The 15,974-nt window shown below is 57.6% G+C and carries 11 protein-coding genes and 1 tRNA gene; 4 read left to right on the top strand and 8 right to left on the bottom strand.

Going from position 1 to position 15,974, the window contains the following annotated elements:
• Positions 1 to 3: 3 nt before the first annotated feature.
• From recG to cynS, 3 genes are all read left to right on the top strand, one after another.
• Positions 4 to 2,190 carry an ATP-dependent DNA helicase RecG gene (gene recG / locus VEG30_07265; protein ID HXZ79712.1) on the top strand — a complete coding sequence of 729 codons (2,187 nt, stop codon included), beginning with the start codon at positions 4 to 6 and terminating at the stop codon, positions 2,188 to 2,190.
• Positions 2,191 to 2,316: 126 nt separating this feature from the next.
• A complete protein-coding gene (locus VEG30_07270; GenBank protein HXZ79713.1) occupies positions 2,317 to 2,673 on the top strand; it encodes an STAS domain-containing protein in 357 nt (118 codons plus the stop codon).
• A gap of 273 nt (positions 2,674 to 2,946) precedes the next feature.
• Positions 2,947 to 3,387 (top strand): cyanase, encoded by a 441-nt coding sequence (gene cynS / locus VEG30_07275; protein ID HXZ79714.1) that lies wholly within the window; start codon positions 2,947 to 2,949, stop codon positions 3,385 to 3,387.
• 261 nt (positions 3,388 to 3,648) lie between these two features.
• Here the strand turns inward: cynS and VEG30_07280 are convergent, their stop codons facing one another.
• Entirely contained in the window at positions 3,649 to 5,889 is a 2,241-nt protein-coding gene (locus tag VEG30_07280) for a PBP1A family penicillin-binding protein (protein ID HXZ79715.1), read from the bottom strand.
• Positions 5,890 to 6,012: 123 nt separating this feature from the next.
• Positions 6,013 to 7,230, bottom strand: coding sequence for a S41 family peptidase (locus tag VEG30_07285; protein HXZ79716.1), 1,218 nt, complete (start codon positions 7,228 to 7,230; stop codon positions 6,013 to 6,015).
• Positions 7,231 to 7,650: 420 nt separating this feature from the next.
• On the opposite strand from VEG30_07285, the gene VEG30_07290 reads away from it, so the two are divergent.
• Positions 7,651 to 7,727 (top strand) — tRNA-Met (locus VEG30_07290).
• A gap of 85 nt (positions 7,728 to 7,812) precedes the next feature.
• Here the strand turns inward: VEG30_07290 and VEG30_07295 are convergent.
• The 6 genes from VEG30_07295 to VEG30_07320 all read right to left on the bottom strand — a co-directional run bounded on the left by VEG30_07295 (position 7,813) and on the right by VEG30_07320 (position 15,952).
• A complete protein-coding gene (locus VEG30_07295; GenBank protein ID HXZ79717.1) occupies positions 7,813 to 8,553 on the bottom strand; it encodes an HD-GYP domain-containing protein in 741 nt (246 codons plus the stop codon).
• A 21-nt stretch (positions 8,554 to 8,574) separates the two neighbouring features.
• Complete coding sequence (locus tag VEG30_07300) at positions 8,575 to 9,891, bottom strand: S8 family serine peptidase (protein HXZ79718.1); 1,317 nt, start codon at positions 9,889 to 9,891, stop codon at positions 8,575 to 8,577.
• Between the two features lie 124 nt (positions 9,892 to 10,015).
• Positions 10,016 to 10,486, bottom strand: coding sequence for a hypothetical protein (locus VEG30_07305; GenBank protein HXZ79719.1), 471 nt, complete (start codon positions 10,484 to 10,486; stop codon positions 10,016 to 10,018).
• A gap of 251 nt (positions 10,487 to 10,737) precedes the next feature.
• Positions 10,738 to 13,596, bottom strand: a complete 2,859-nt coding sequence (locus VEG30_07310) for a CHAT domain-containing tetratricopeptide repeat protein (protein HXZ79720.1) — start codon at positions 13,594 to 13,596, stop codon at positions 10,738 to 10,740.
• Positions 13,596 to 14,183, bottom strand: a complete 588-nt coding sequence (locus tag VEG30_07315; GenBank protein ID HXZ79721.1) for a sigma-70 family RNA polymerase sigma factor — start codon at positions 14,181 to 14,183, stop codon at positions 13,596 to 13,598. Before VEG30_07315 ends, VEG30_07310 begins: the two co-directional genes overlap by 1 nt.
• Positions 14,180 to 15,952 (bottom strand): ABC transporter substrate-binding protein, encoded by a 1,773-nt coding sequence (locus VEG30_07320; protein HXZ79722.1) that lies wholly within the window; start codon positions 15,950 to 15,952, stop codon positions 14,180 to 14,182. The genes VEG30_07315 and VEG30_07320 overlap by 4 nt, the downstream gene beginning before the upstream one ends.
• Positions 15,953 to 15,974: the final 22 nt, after the last annotated feature.

Raw genomic sequence — 15,974 nt, forward strand, 5'->3', positions numbered from 1 at the left:
ACAATGCTGGAGTTAGACAGCCAGGTGCAGTACGTAAAAGGCGTCGGCCCGGCGCGTGCGGTGGCGCTCGCCGCCAAGGGTATCACCACTGTCGAAGATCTGCTCTATTACCTGCCGTTTCGCTACGAGGACCGCTCCAACCCGCGCCGAATTGCCGACTTGCGCCCCGGGGAGATGGCAACCCTGGTTGCCGAAGTCCGCACTTCGGCGCTGTTTCGCACCCGGCGCATGCCCATCTTTGAGATGACGGTAGGCGAGTTGGGGGATCATCGGCCTCCCGAGTTTGGCAAATCGCCTCCCGCCACTATCAAGTGCATGTGGTTTAACGCGACCTATCTCAAAGATCGCTTCAAGCCGGGGCAGGTCCTTGCCCTCTACGGCAAAGTGGAGGAAGACAAGCGGCATCCTGGACGTCTGCAACTGATGCAGCCGCAGATCGAAGTGCTGAGCGAGGACCCCGAAGAGAACGAAGAAGCGCTGCCCGAATCCCTAGAGATCGGCCGCATCGTGCCCATCTACGAAGGCATGGGGAAGGGGATGCTGACCTCGCGGGGTTTGCGGCGCGTGATTCGCAGTGCTCTGGAAAGCGTGAATCCTGAGCTGCCTGAAACTATTCCTGAGCCGGTCCGTAAGCGCATGGGGCTAATTCCCCGCATGCAGGCGTTCTGGCGCGCGCACTGGCCCGAGCCGGATGAACCCCTGCGCAATTTGCAGGCTTCGCGCAGTGCAGCGCATATCCGCCTCATCTTCGAAGAGCTCTTTTTCCTGCAACTCGGGCTGGAACTTAAGCGCCGCAGTCTCCGGGAACGCCCCGGGATCTCGTTCCGCCTCGACGAATCCATCCGTGAGGCTCTCAAGCGAATCTTGCCTTTCAAGCCCACCGCCGCACAAAAGAAGGTCCTGGGAGAAATTGCCGCCGACATGCGCCAGGCGATCCCGATGCGACGGTTGCTGCAGGGCGACGTAGGATCGGGGAAAACCATCGTTGCGTTCCAAGCGGCCATCATTGCCATCGAAAATGGCTACCAGGTCGCACTGATGGCGCCCACGGAAATCCTGGCTACGCAGCATTACTTTTCTGCCCGCAGCATCCTCGAAAAAGCGGGGTACCGGATCGTGCTGCTCACCGGATCGCTCGAACAGGACCGCAAACGCGACATCCGCCGCCACCTCGCCCAGGGCAATGCTCAGCTGGTCATCGGGACACACGCCTTGATCGAGGAGAAAGTCGAATTCGCCCGCCCGGGGCTGATCATCGTGGACGAGCAGCACCGATTCGGCGTGATGCAGCGCCTGAAAATAATGAAAAAGAGCAGAGATGACGCCGAGAATACTCCGGAACCAGACGTTCTCGTCATGACCGCCACTCCGATTCCCCGAACACTGGCTCTCACCATTTATGGCGAACTCGACGTGAGCATCATCGACGAGTTGCCACCGGGCCGCACGCCGACCATTACCCGCCGCGTAGCAGACACGCGCTCGGATGAGGTCTTCGACTTCGTCCGCAAGCAGGTTGCAGCCGGTCACCAGGCGTATGTGGTCTATCCGGTGATCGAGGAAGGCGCAATGGAAGGGGAATTGAAAGCCGCGATCCAGATGTATGACGAGCTGCGCAAACACATACTTCCCGATCTGCGAATCGGCCTGCTGCACGGGCGCATGGAGGCCGACGAAAAAGATTCCGTCATGCGGCGCTTTCAGAGGCGCGAGCTGGACATCCTGGTATCAACCACAGTGATTGAAGTCGGGGTGGACGTTCCCAATGCCACCGTGATGGTGATCGAGCATGCCGAGCGCTTCGGGCTCTCGCAACTTCATCAGCTGCGCGGACGCATAGGGCGCGGCGCTGCCAAGTCTTATTGCATACTGATGACCGGCAGCAAGATTTCCGAGGAGGGCGAGCAACGTTTGGCTACCATGGTCCGCACCCAGGATGGCTTCGAGATCGCCGAGACGGACCTGCAACTGCGTGGGCCCGGAGAATTCTTCGGAACCAGGCAATCCGGGATTCCCAGCTTTCGAGTCGCCAACCTGGTGCGCGATAGGGAGCTTATGGAGGCCGCGAGACGCGAAGCGGCGTTCGTCCTCAGCGGCAGCGCGGAGGTGCCTCAGTCGGAGGTCAGCCGCGCCCTGGTGCACCTGCGGGCCAGTTGGCAAAGGCGCTACGGCCTGGTGGAGGTAGGGTGAAATCGCAGAATTCTTGACACGATTCGAGAAACACCAGAACATTAGCCGTGCAGCAGCGCAGCCTGCGTGTCTTCAAGGACACACAGTGAGCTTATTCGGCACTCCCGCTCAAGGAGGTCTTCCATTATGGCTGTGAATCCGGTCGCTCCCACTCCCGAATTGCAGCTCGACACTGAAGAGACCCAGGCAGAAACGATTATCCACTGCAGTGGCAGAGTTACCTCATCCACCTCGCCGCTACTGCAGGCCACGGTTAAGAAAGTGATTCCCGAGAAGAAGACCATCGTTCTAGACCTGTCGAAGGTAAGCTATCTGGACAGTTCTGGTATCGGTGCGCTGGTCAGCGTATGGGTTTCGGCGAAGAGGAACGGGTGCGAGCTGAAGCTGGTCAGCCTGAGCGATCGCGTGAAGGAACTGCTTCACCTGACCAATTTGGACAAGCTGCTTGCCACATCAAGATTTCCTGATAAGCCGAGTTTTTAGCCGGGAAACCTCCAGCACGTTCACGCGCGGCTTCGGTCGGTCGCGTACTCCGGGGTTGTCTGAAAATTCCGGTTGTGTGCCAGCGTTCAGCGTGCTGCTCGATGATTGATCGTCGTCGTGGTGTTCAGGCTTCACTAGTCGATTCAGGACTTTGATTCCCTTCATCAATATTTCTAATTTAGCCGCCCAGCGAGCTCCGAATACAATCCGGCAGTTCAAACGATCTTCTGTCGCCAAGGCGCAGAGCTCGGTATCTTTCACTCGGAGGGGACGATGGAAATCAGCGCCGCAACAGAAAAGCTGCTCGCCGCCAAGAAAGCCAAAGGACTGAGTTTCGGCGAACTCGGCAAAGTTATTGGGCACGACGAAGTATGGGTAGCTGCTCTGTTGTACGGACAAGCCAAGGCCAGTGAGGAAGAAGCCAAGAAACTGGGCTTAGCCCTCGGCGTTTCAGCCGAACTCGCTGAGCCTCTTATGGAATTTCCCAGCAAGGGCTTGGGCCCGGTGGTGCCAACTGACCCCCTGATCTATCGCTTCTATGAAATTATGCAGGTGTACGGAATGCCCATCAAGGCTGTGATCCATGAGAAGTTTGGCGACGGCATCATGAGCGCCATCGATTTCAGCATGCACGTCGAAAAGGAAGCCGACCCCAAGGGCGATCGCGTAAAGATCACGATGTCAGGAAAATTTCTCCCGTATAAGAAGTTCTAGGGATGCGAGCTAAAATAAGTTGTCATCCGTTTCCATGCGGAGATCGATATGTGCAGCAACTTCGGCTTCAACCACCATCCCGGGAGACCCCCGGCGGCACTGGAATCGAGCTGGTATTCCTTCTTAGTGCGATTGCTGGCTCGTCTCCGGAGAAGGCTCCAAAAGCAGGCGGCACTGCCTCTGCAGGCGGACGATTCCGCGAAAGATAAAGAGGCCGACGAGTTCTGCATTCACCGCTGATAGACGATTGCAGCCAGCAGGCTAGTGAGTCTCCCCGTCCCCAGGATGGAAATCGGGAGTGTCCAGTTGCTGGGCCACAGATTTGGAAGGCAATACCGGAGGTTCGGGAAACTGCTCCTGATCTTTTCCTTTCAGTGCCACCTTCATGAAATCGACCCAGATGGGCAGAGCCGCCTGGGCGCCGGTTTCCTTATTCCCCAGTGACTTTTTCTCATCGAAACCCACCCAAACGCCGCAGGTCATCGAAGGAGAAAAGCCGATAAACCAGGCGTCGGTGAAGTCGTTCGTCGTGCCGGTCTTGCCTGCCAGTGGATGATTCAGTTTGCTGGCAGAGTAGGCGGTGCCGTGGAGCACCACTTCGCGCAACATTGCAGTCATGATGCGTGCCGTACGCGAGCTGACCACATCGTGCACTTCCGGATAGTCCTCCTCCAGAACATGGGCGCCGTAATCCTCAACTTTCCGGATATATCGTGGAACGACGCGAACGCCGTCGCCGGGAAAAGTCGTAAACGCGCTGGTCTGCTCCATCAGGGTAAGGTCCGCGGAGCCCAGCGCCACTGGCAGATACGGAGGAATAGGCGAGGTTACGCCAAATTTCCGCGCGTATTCGATCACGTTCTTAATTCCCACACGATCGGCGATCTTTACCGCTGGAATGTTGCGTGATTGCGCCAATGCCCGGCGCAAGGTGATGGTGCCTTCGAACTTCCCGTCGTAGTTGTGAGGCACCCACGGTCCGGAAAGAGTGTCAAAGCTCACCGGGGAATCCACGACGGTGTCGTCGGGAGTCATTCCATCCTCGTCGATGGCTGCGGTGTATACATACGGCTTAAAAGACGATCCAACCTGCCGCTGCGCCTGGGTAGCACGATTGAACTTGGAGAGGTCGAAGTCGCGGCCGCCGACCATGGCCTTGATGTCCCCGTTTACGTTATCGATCGCCAACAACGCCCCCTGAGTTCCGGAATCCTGCTCGAGCGTGACCTGCGCGCTATTGTCGGGTGAGATAGCCGTCACTCTTACGTAGACCACGTCGCCGTTGGCCAGGATCTCGTCAACTCGCTTGTGGTGGGTCCAGGCGATCAGCGCGGGGGTAATCTCGCTGGTGTATTTTCCCAGTTTCACTTCCGCCCGAGCCGGCGAGATCGAAGTCACCAGCGCGTGCACGTAGGATCCGGCCTGAATGGGCTTGCTCCAATCAGGGTGATCGAATTTGTTCAGCTCGGTCCCTTCGGCAATTGCGTTTTCCAGCTTGCCTTTCCAGCCATGGCGGCGCTCGTAGGCGGCCAAACCGTCCAACACTGCCTGATTGGCGGTGGCCTGCAGCTCGGAGCTGAGGGAGGTATAGACGCGCAGGCCACCCTGGTGAACTTCATCACTGCCGTATTTCTTTTCCAGATAACGGCGGATTTCTTCGACAAAATAAGGCGCCAGATAATTCGGATCTGCCTGGAGATGCAGCCGCAGAGGAGAGTTCTTGGCGCGTGCGGCTTCCGAAGCGGTGATCTTTCCATCCTCCAGCATGGAGTTGATTACCAGGTTGCGCCGGCGCAAGGCGCGGTCCGGATTGTTGATGGGCGAGTATGCATTCGGCGCCTTGGGCAGACCTGCCAACAGAGCGGCCTCTTCCAGCGTGAGATCTCGCGCCCGCTTACTGAAGTAATACTGGGCTCCCGCTTCGAATCCATACACGCCATGCCCAAGAAAAATCTGATTGGCGTAGAGCGTGAAGATTTGCGGCTTGGTAAAACGCCGTTCAATCTGGATGGAGAGCAATACCTCCTGCACCTTGCGGTTGAAGGTGCGCTCAGGGGACAAGAACAAGTTTCGAGCCAGCTGCATGGTTAAGGTCGAAGCGCCTTGTGCGCGCGTGCCCGACGTCAGGTCACGATAGGCAGCGCCAATGCCGCGCCACAGATTGATTCCCCAGTGCTTTTCGAAATCCTTGTCTTCGATGGAGATGATGGCGTCGCGCAGGAGCTTGGGGAAATCATCGTAGGAGACCACGATGCGGCGCTGCAGCGCAAACGAACCAATCACCTTGCCCTGATCATCGTAGAGTTCCGTGACCGAGCTGGGGCGATAGTGCTCCAGTTCACCAATCTCGGGCAGATCGGTGGAGTAGACCAGCAGCAGCCCGCCCAGTGCGCCGACCATGGCGGAGGCCAGCACCAGAAGGCCAAAGATCATCCACCGGACAAGCCGTTTTCGCCGGGGCTGGTGAGCCGCAAGCTCTTCAACCGGTGTCTTGGTCGCCATAGCTCTCGTTGAGGCTCAGAATAGCACGTTCAGATGACGGCATTCGGGATTAGCAGCGAGGGTCCGATAAAGCAAAATGGCGGGCTCAAGCGGCCCGCCATTAGCTCAAGATGTGCACAAACGTTAGCTCTTGTTTACGCGTTTGTTGAGCACTTCGATCGCGCGTTTGAGCTGATCGTCGTTCTGCTGTGTCCGCGGCTTCTTCTCCGGTTCGGAGGGATTGTTTTCGTCTTCGTCCGGAAGGATGAAGTCGTCGTTGTTGTCGGCGACCATAACGGTGGGGGTCACCGCGGTGTCCTGAATGGCTTTGCCATTGGGACTGTAATATTTGGCGACTGTAAGAATCAGAGCCGAACCATCGGGAATATCGATGACCTTCTGGATGGATCCCGCCCCAAAGGTCTTATCGCCCACCACATCGGCGCGCGCATTGTCCAGCAGCGCAGCGGCCACGATTTCGGCAGCGCCGGCGGTGCCGCGATTCACCAGAACTACTATGGGCAGACTGGTAATGTCTTTTTGGGGATCAGCATTGAAAGTCTCGCGCGGGTACTTTTGTCCCTGCAGATAGGCGATCGTTCCATGGTTCAGGAACAGATTGGCAACCGCAATGCCTTCCGACTCATCGCCCTCGGCACAATTACGAAGATCGAGCACGAGCTTGCGCGCTCCGTGGTCCTGGAGGTCTTTGATTTTGGACGCCAGTTCCTGAGCTTTGCCTTTGGTCAGAGCATCAACCTTCAGATATCCAATTCCGTCGTCCAGGGTCTTTTCGGATACGGGAGGAATCTTCTCGACATCGCGAACAATGGTGAGGCGCAGCGGCTCGGCGCGACGGGCGCGCACGATGGAGACATTCACATTCGAGCCCTGCGGACCGGAAAGCATGGTAAGGATCTCGGCCAGCGACAAGTCGCGCGTGCTCTTTGACTCGATCGATTCAATGATGTCGCCGGAATCAATGCCCGCTTTATCGGCTGGGCCTCCGGGGATAACGGAAACCACCGCCGCATAGCCGAAGCGCTTCGAAACTGTAGCTCCGATGGCAGCCCTTCCTTCAGTCTTATGGCTCTTGTATTCCTTGTACTCAGCGGGGCTGAGATAGCTGGAATTGGCATCCAGTGATTCCAGCAATCCATGCAAGGCCCCGTCAGTTACCTGGGGAATATTGGGCTCTTCCACGTACTCCGTGCGCACGCGCGAGAGGACTTCGCTGTAAACACCCAGCTGCCGATAGGCGCCATCATTGGAGGCAGCGCGTACCCGCAAACCACCCATAACTGTGAAGAGCACTAAAGCCAGGGAAAGGACGAGAAAGCAGGCTTTCAATCTCTTGGACATGAACACCTTTTGAGAGGAGCAAATCCCAGCTGGAACTTACTTCCTTATTATAAGGCCCTATCTGCTCATTATAGAACGGTTCGGTTATCCCAATGGCTGCTCTCCTCTGGGCTGAACCCTTGGGAGCATCCATCCGTACCAGCACTCTCGTTTAGATGTGCTGCACTGCTTATTTGGACGCCATGCCGGGGAAAATGTTGCTGAAAATTACCGATGATCCTGCGAAATTTGGAACAAAAAAGGGCCGCTGGCGGCGGTCCCGGAATTGCTGAGTTGGCGCCTGCGGAGTTTCGCATTGGTGCTCGTTGCCTGCGGTTTGACACTCCTGCGCAGCGACTCATAGAATCAATGTGGACGCACTACGATGTGCCCAGTGCGGCGCAATCCTTCCGGTTTTTCGTTAAGGATTCCCTTCAGTCTGGCGGTGTAGCTCAGGTGGCTAGAGCGAGGGTCTCATAATCCCTAGGTCGTTGGTTCGAGTCCAACCGCCGCCACCAGAAACAACTGGTTTCGCCTCGGCTTGCTCAACAGCGAGGGTCTCGGCTTCTCCCACGCTTGGGGGACGCCCGCAAGCGGGCTCAACTAGAGTGCGGCGGCGGTACTAGTGCCGGCGGCGGCGAAAACATCGGCGGCTTCATTTTCTGCGATGGGAATAAAAGCCTGCACCACGTTGGAATCGAACTGGGTTGCGCTGCTCGCCAGCAGCCGGCGGACCGCCTCTTCATGTGGCAGCCCCTTGCGGTAACAACGGTTGGAAACCATCGCGTCGTAGGCATCGATGACAGAAATGATGCGTGAGACGGTGGGGATATCCTCTCCCTTCAAACCTGCCGGGTAGCCTGTGCCGTCCATGTTCTCGTGGTGATGCAGCGCGTACAGGCTGGCGTCTTCGAGGCCTGGAAACAAGCGCAGGATGGACCAGCTGTACTCGGGATGGCGATTGATGAGCGCGCGCTCCTCTGTGGTCAACGGTCCTGCTTTTTTCAGGATGGCATCGGGCACGCCGATCTTGCCGATATCGTGCAGCAAGGCGGCAACCTCGACCTGATAAAAGTGCTCTTCAGGAATGTTCATCTTGCGCGCGACCCGGAGTGCCCACTCTGCCAGTCGTGTGCTGTGGACACCGGTGTTGATGTCCTTTAAGTCCAGCAGTTGGTTGAAGGCGCAGATCACCGAATTGCGAAGCGCCAGCTGCTGCTCCTCCAATTCTTTGACTCGAAGCAGCAGCTCCAGTGAATCGGCGAAAGGAGTCGTGATCATCGCCGAGTTATTGATGGTCGCCTCCTGCCGCCACAGCAGCGAGTGAGATGTGTGATCTGCCACTGGCAAACCCCTCTGCGTTCCTCACCGCAAGACGTAACAGGCTGTAACGGCCTGGAAGGTGTCCAGACGTCCCCAGCCCATATCGGGATCGCCAATGTAGTGAGCCAGCGCCAGCCCCCAGGGCACACTCGAACTGCTGCAGCCCCCGCCGTTGTTCCCGAGCATTACGGCCGCAGTGCCGGCAACAAAGGGCGTGCTGAACGACGTGCCCCATCCTGCCGCATAGGTACCCCAAGGATATGTGGTCATGATGCCTTCCCCGGGCGCAGCCATCCACACCGGTGGCGCTCCGTAATTGGTAAAGCTGGACTGGACATCGGAGTTGGAGGTGGAGGCGACATCAATTACTCCCGGCAGCCCGGCGGGATAGACGACCGTCCGAAGACCATCGTTTCCGGCCGAGGCCACCGAAACCACTCCCTGGCTGTTGGCGTAACGAATGGCGCGGGCGAGTTCCGTGGAATAACTGGTGTAGTCGAAGCTCATATTGATCACGTCAGCCCCATTCTTGACCGCGTAATAAATCGCCCGCAGGACGTCGGAATCGTAACCGGTGCCATCGGCGTGGAATGCCTTCAAAGGCATGATTTTTGCCTGTGGCGCCACCAGGTGCACCACCCCGGCCGTCATCGTGCCGTGTCCGAAGGCGGAATATTGGCTGCCATCAAGAACCGCGACGGTCCTCTGATCCAGCACCGCCACAGTGCGCTGGTTGACCTCGGCGGTTTGCGCCGAGCTGCTGTCAGGACTGGCATTCACGTCGGCTTTTTCCGAGCCGCCGCTGACGTTGCGGGTGAAGTCGTATCCGCTCACAAGCACGGGCATCAATACCGGGTGTGTAGGATCGACGCCGGTATCAATTACCGCCACGGTCACACCTGCGCCTGCAGCATTGAGGACGGAATGAGTCTGGTCGGTGCGAATAAGCTGATTACCGGGCTGGGTCACGTAACCGCGCCACACGGTCGCGCCGTAATACGAAACCGGCGTTTTGTCGCTCAGGTAGGAAGGCGGGGAATCTGCGTACGCTGGCTGGGTGTTTACCACCTGATCAATTTCAACTGAAAGCACCCCAGCCTGAAGGCTCAGGCGGAGGATTCCGGTGATGGGATCAAGAATCGCCGGGAGGGTCACCAGGAACAACTGCCCGTCAGGATCGCCTAGTCCGGTAACTACATGGCAGCCGGTCAAAAGGCAGGTGAGATTGATACCGGGCAATCCCAGCGAGTCCCGCACAATCAGACGCGTCTGCGCTTGCAGTGCGGGAGCGCCCAGCGAAATCAGCAGCAAAAAAACCACCAGGCAGTGAAAACCGGCCCTTGCTCGAATACCCTTCATAAGCTCAATCCCCTCTCATCGGGCGCTTGGCGGCGGGGGATGAGCGCGAGTCTAAGATCTGGCTTGGCAGCGCGCTACTTACAGCCGTAACCCGGTTCTGGTCTCTTACGTAATTGGTAAACATTTAGTCCAGGCTCCCCAATGGGATCCACAGCGTCTTGCGGTCTATAGTTGCGATCGAGACTCGCAAGTCACGTGTTGCTTCAAATTCGAACTGAAACTCGCCGTATTTATTGGCTTCAGCCGCGGTTACTTTCTCTTTGCCCATCCACAAAACTACGGTGGCGTTTCCCGGCCAGCAGAGCGGCGCCTGCTTGTCGAGCACTTGACCAGATGCATAAATGCGGCTTGACTGCGGCTGCCGCTCAAAGCGCAAATCCACGGTGAGGCCTTCAACCTCGAATACGAGTTGGCGGGTGCTGACTGAGCCAGTGCGCACGCCCGCCGCGAGCGGCTGCAGCAGGCTGTCGTAGACAAGGCTGGCGATAGCAGACTCTGACTCATTCGCTTCGGTGCCGGCGAAGCCTAACTTCACCAGCCGCACAAGATTCTCGGGAGGTGTGTATTCGCTTTCACCGGTGGCGAAACGTTCCATTCCTCTCCAAAGATCAAAATCAGCTTTGCATTCTGGACAGCCTGCCGTGAGATGGGCTTGGAGTTCGTGCGTACGGTCGACGACTCCGACACCGCGGACAAAATCGGCCCAAGCTTCTTCGGAAAAATGCGGCATTCAAGTCCTCGTGTTTTTTGGGGATGTCGCCCAACCAATGGGGCGTTTCTTTCATTGAATAAGGGAGGGCAAGCGCTCAAGAAATATAGCTATTAAGAAAAAAATACTTGGGCTCATTACCCCTTTCCTATCAATAAGAAAGGCGCCCAGTGATAGGGATGGGGGTAGCGCTCCCGTAACTCCAGCATGGTTCCCTGCATAGCTGCGGGAAGGGAAAAACCCTGCCCGAGCCGGGTGTAAAAGCCGATCATGAAATCTTTGGTGCTTTCGTCATGAACGTCCCACAGGCTAAGGCTGAGGGTATGCGCTCCAGCCTGAAGGAGACCTCGTACCAACCCGAGAAGCTCATCGCCCTCGGTGACCACGTTCAGTCCGGTGGCGCAGCCACTCAGCACGATCAGTTCGGCGGGCAGTTGCAGGTGATAAATGTCATATAAACTCAGGTGCGAGCCTGCCAGACGAATGGCCGAAAACATTGGATTGTCCTGGCGAAAATAGCCATGAGTGGCGATATGTATGACGCGGCTGTTGCGTCCATGGGCCCGCAAGACCTCTTCGGTGGCGGCCTTTCCGACAAAGAGCCGCGAATTTGACAGAATCCGGCTGAGAGCCTCGACCTCAGTTTGAATCGAGGGAGCCTGTGCATCGGGAATTCCCAGGATCAGCGAATCGCTGGCTGCAGTAGCTTGCCTGTTCTGACATAGGGCATGAATGCTGGCGCTGGGGGCATAGGAAGTGGTGTAGCGGTCTACCAAGTAGGAGTCGCCATCGTGCAGGGCATGAAATGGAATGTAGTGCAGGAGCCCGTGTGGTACGAAAACCAGATGTCGCGCATCGAGGAGATGGCGAATAGGTGCAACCAGTTCCTGGTAGAGGCCTTGAAGATGCGCCTGTGTGGCGTGCAACAGGGATTCGCCGAAGGTAGCCACGTACTGGGGATCGAGGCGGAATTTTGATAACTGAAACTGCAATAACTGCGATAGCTTTTGAATCCGCGAATGCACCGTGACTGGCGTGATGCGAAGCTGGTCGCGACTCAACACGCAGGCGATGATCCTGTCCTGGATGCGAAAGTACTCAACCAGCGCTGTATCGGGTGCGAGGGCGGCGCGAATCTGCTCCAGCGGCATCGCAGAGGCGACCTGCAGACCCGCTTCGCAGGCTTCCGCAATCGTGGCTTCCTTGAGGGCGCGAGCCAGATCGGACTCGCGCGCACTCGCCTGCTGCTCTAACTGTCTGATCCTTTCGGGTGAACGCTCTTCCGGCCGCAGCTGTTCGCGCTCGATCAGGTTGTAGTACCAGTTCAGTTCCTCGCGCAGATTTCGAATCGATCGCACCAATTCGCTTTGGCCCGCGTCGGATGCGCTGCTCACATGCAGTGATTGGCTGAGCAGGTCCATCAAGGTCCGCGATTTTGCCAGCTCGATGTAAGCAAATGCCTCCTCAAAGCCGCCGGGACGCCGCAGGCACAGGTCCACCAGGTTTTCGTACACTTCCAGCTTGTTCTGGAAGAAAGCGATTTTCAGTTCCTCGCCGCGAAGGTTGCTGCGCAATCGTTCTACGGACTGGCGGGCGCGGACATAGGATTGATAGGCCTTCTGCTCTTCTCCGAGGGCGCGCTCAACCTCACCCATCAGGAACTCGGCCTGATACTTCAGAATCGGCGAGTCGAATTTCTCCAACCCGGACAGCGCCGCCTGGCAATGTTGCTGGGCCGCAAGAGAATCGTTCATGCGCAGCGAGATTCGAGCCATCAGTAGTTGAGCAAGTACCGCCTTTCCGCGCATCAACGACGTTCGAAAGAACTCGTGCGCGCTAAGGCAGAGACGGCGTGCCTCGAACAGTCGCCCCTCGTTAAACAACACTAAGGCTTCGTAGAGATCGATGAGGGAAGGCCAAACCTGGTTTTGATCGCGGACAAACATCTGCCGGGATTGTGCGAACAGCTTCACTGCCTCAAAGGCCTGGCCAGTTCGGCTTACGGCTATCGCGGTGAAGGCAAGTGCCTTGGCGGCCTCATAGCCAAATCCCAGTTGTTGAAAGCCTTCGTATGCATCCCTGCCCAGTTCAGCGGCCTCGGTATTGAGGTTCAATTCCAGGTAAATTTCCGACAGGTCCAGATTGCAGAGCGCAGACTGATAGGAGTCATCAGCTTTCTTTGCGCTTCTTGAGGTGTCCCCAAGCATATGGATCGCCCGTCCATACTCGCCGCGCAGAAAGTAGAGGTAGGCGATGTTGTAGTCGGCGTAGGCCACCAGGATTGGCATGCCCTTCTGCTCACAGTGCTGGCGCGCAATCCGGTGAAACTCCAAAGCTCTGGGAAAATCGTTCAGGCTGATGTGGCAGAGGGAGATGTTGCTGAGCACGGCGGCGAGGCCTTCCGCATCGTCGTGCTGCAGCAACTCATCATAGGCTTGCCCGTAGAAGGCGAGCGCTTCCGAGAATCGATCCTGGCGGTGATAGATGTTTCCAACATTGATTTCCAGCCGCGCCAGGCGGTGCGTGTTTCCTTGCCGGCGGAAGATTTCGCGTGCCCGTTCCGCGTGCGCCAGGGCCTGATCGTGACGGCCAAGCAGCAGCAGGGGCTGGATAGAGCCGCTCAGCGTGCGAGCAAGCTCGGTGTCGGCCTGGGCTCGCTCAAAGAGCAGGATCGCCCGCTCATGCAAAGCGATCGCGGTCGCGTGCCGATCGAGGGCATACATGGCATTGGCTTTAGCGCGGAGACCCTTGGCGAGCGAAATGGTGTCACCGCATGCCTCGGCAATATTGATTGCGGTATCTGCCAGACGCTCCGCGCGGTGGGTATCGACTCGCACTTCCTGCCAGACACGCTCAGTAAGAAGCCGTACGACTTGCGCCCAGTCGATCGCCGGCTGCTGGACAACTAACCTTTGTTGGCTTGCGGAATCCTCCAACCTGAGGAGCTGGTCAATGGTCGCGTCCATTTCGGTCTTCGGGGCCGCCTGGACGCTCATTAAAATCCCTTCTTCTCTAAATGCTTTCTCAGGCGCGCCAGACAGCGCCCGCGAATAAAGCCGATGGAACCAGTCGCCAGCCCGAGTTCCTGAGCGATCTCTTCATAGGGCCGGGCGGGAATTTCGAAGAAGAGCATGTGAATCAGCTGGCGGCAGCGCGCCGGCATCTCGGAGATGGTGTCCCGCAAGGTCTGCTCCTTTTGCAGTTGAACCAGCAGCTCCTCGGGAAGCATCTCAGGGCTTTCCTGTGCTTCTGTCGCCGACGGCTCGAGCTGCACTTGCCGGCCTTCGGCGCGCTGGTGGTGCAGACACTTGTGATAGCAGGTTTGTATCAGCCACTTCGGCAAAGCACGGTGGTCGCGAAGCTGCGGCAGCTCCGAAAGCAGGTCCACACAAACCGCCTGAAAGACGTCGGCGGCTTCCTGATACATTCCCAGCTTGATAGGAATCGAGTAAATAAGATTCTTGTACTTATCAATCAGCGCTGCCCAGGCCTGCGGGTCGCCGTTCAGGCATTGCCTGATGAGCCGCTCATCGGCTGCGCCGGGCGTTCGCTGGGCCTGTATTGTGGATGCAGCAGTGGTCACGGCGCCCCCGCATTTCCCTGGGGCGCGCCGACGTAGAGTTGCTCTACGTTCCACAAGGTGTACGGATCGAGCACCGCGGGATGAAAGTTGCCCACGCGAGAATCCGCTGCGGCCAGAATGTTGGGAGTCGCCAGGAAAATGAAGGGGAGGTTTTCTGCGATCAATTGTTGAACCCGGTCATAAAGCTGCTTGCGCCGGTTGTAGTCGAGGGTGACCAGTTGCTGCTGCATGAGCTGATCGGTTTCCCGCTCCCAGGCAGTAGCGGGTTGGGTCTCGCCGAGATGCCATAGATGCGATGTGCCGTTAGACATCCACACATTCATCTCCGGATTGGGGTCGGCGTCGCCTCCACCTAATCCCATAATCGCGGCTTCATAATCGAAACTCTGAAAGACGCGATCAATGAGGGAGCGGAACTCCAGGGGCACCACGTGTACCTGCATGCCAAGGTGTGACAAATCGTCTTGCAGGATGGTCGCCATCTTCATGCGCTGACTGTTAGAGGAGCTGGTGACGATCGAAAACTCCACCCTCTGCCCAGAGGCATCCTGCAGCTGTCCTGCCTGATTCCAAGAAAAGCCTGCGGCCTTTAGCAGCTCGCGCGCGCGATCAAGCGAATGCTGGGGGTGCGGAATGGTGTTGTTGACCCATAGCTTGTTGCCCGGCCCCACATTTCCCCACAGCGGTGCTCCGCGGGTTCCGTAGACCAGGCGAACAATGGCCTCGCGGTCGATGGCTACTGATACCGCCTGACGGAATTTCAGATCGCGAAACCACATCTGCTTGCGCGCAATGAGATCCAGTTTTTTCGCGCTTAAATCGTTCTGATTGAAAACCAGGAAGTTGTATTCCAGGCTGGGCCCGAGATCGGCAAGCCGGAACCCGGTGCGGGAGCGCTCGCGTCCCAGCAGGTTGTAGTTGTCCGAACTCAGCCGGCTGATTACATCGGTTTCGCCCGCCTCAAAGCGCATGACCTGGGCGTCTTCCGTGCCCACGAAGAGAAATACCAGTTCGTCAAGGTAGGGCAGACGATGGTTTTCCTGATCGATTTTCCAGTAATAAGGATTTCGTTCCAGAACCAACCGCTGCCCGGGCACATATTGCTTCAGCCGAAACGGTCCCAGCCCAGCGATATCGCTCGGCGAGACATTCAAAGACCATGCCTGGATGAACTTCCCCTCGCGATACGGCCGTTCCAGCAGATGCCTGGGCAACATTGCCAGCCCATCAAAGAGCCGCTCAGCCGCGGCATAAGGACGCGGCAAGGTGAAGCGCACGGTGTACTGGTCGAGTCTGGTAACCGTGATGGGCTTGCCATCGATGATCAGGAGATCGCGCTGCGGCGAATCAACTCTCTCATCCATGTAAACGGCGAATGAGAACACGACATCGTCAGCATCGAAGGGGTGCCCATCCGAAAAGCGAATTCCTTTACGTAGAGACAGGGTGAAGGTCCGGCCATCAGGGGAAATCTTCCAGGACTTGGCCAGCGCGGGTTGGGTCTGCTGGGAGGCGCGGTTAATCTCGATGAGGTCCGTCATCATTCGCCCAATAACTTCCCGCGAAACCGCATCGGTGGCGAGCACAGGATTCAGTGTTTTGGGCTCGGCGCGCTCACCAACGGTGAGATGTCCGCCATAGTGACCGGAAAGACCCTGCGCTCGCTCGAGTTCTTCAAGCGCATTGAGTTTTTGGGGAACCGGCGCCGCTGCATGACACAGGCAAGCGAGCAGACACACCATCAACATCAGGCTTGTGACTTGCTTCATGACACCCCTATCCCCACAGAAC

The sequence above is a fragment of the Terriglobales bacterium genome, assembly GCA_035624455.1.
GTDB lineage: Bacteria > Acidobacteriota > Terriglobia > Terriglobales > Acidobacteriaceae > DASPRM01.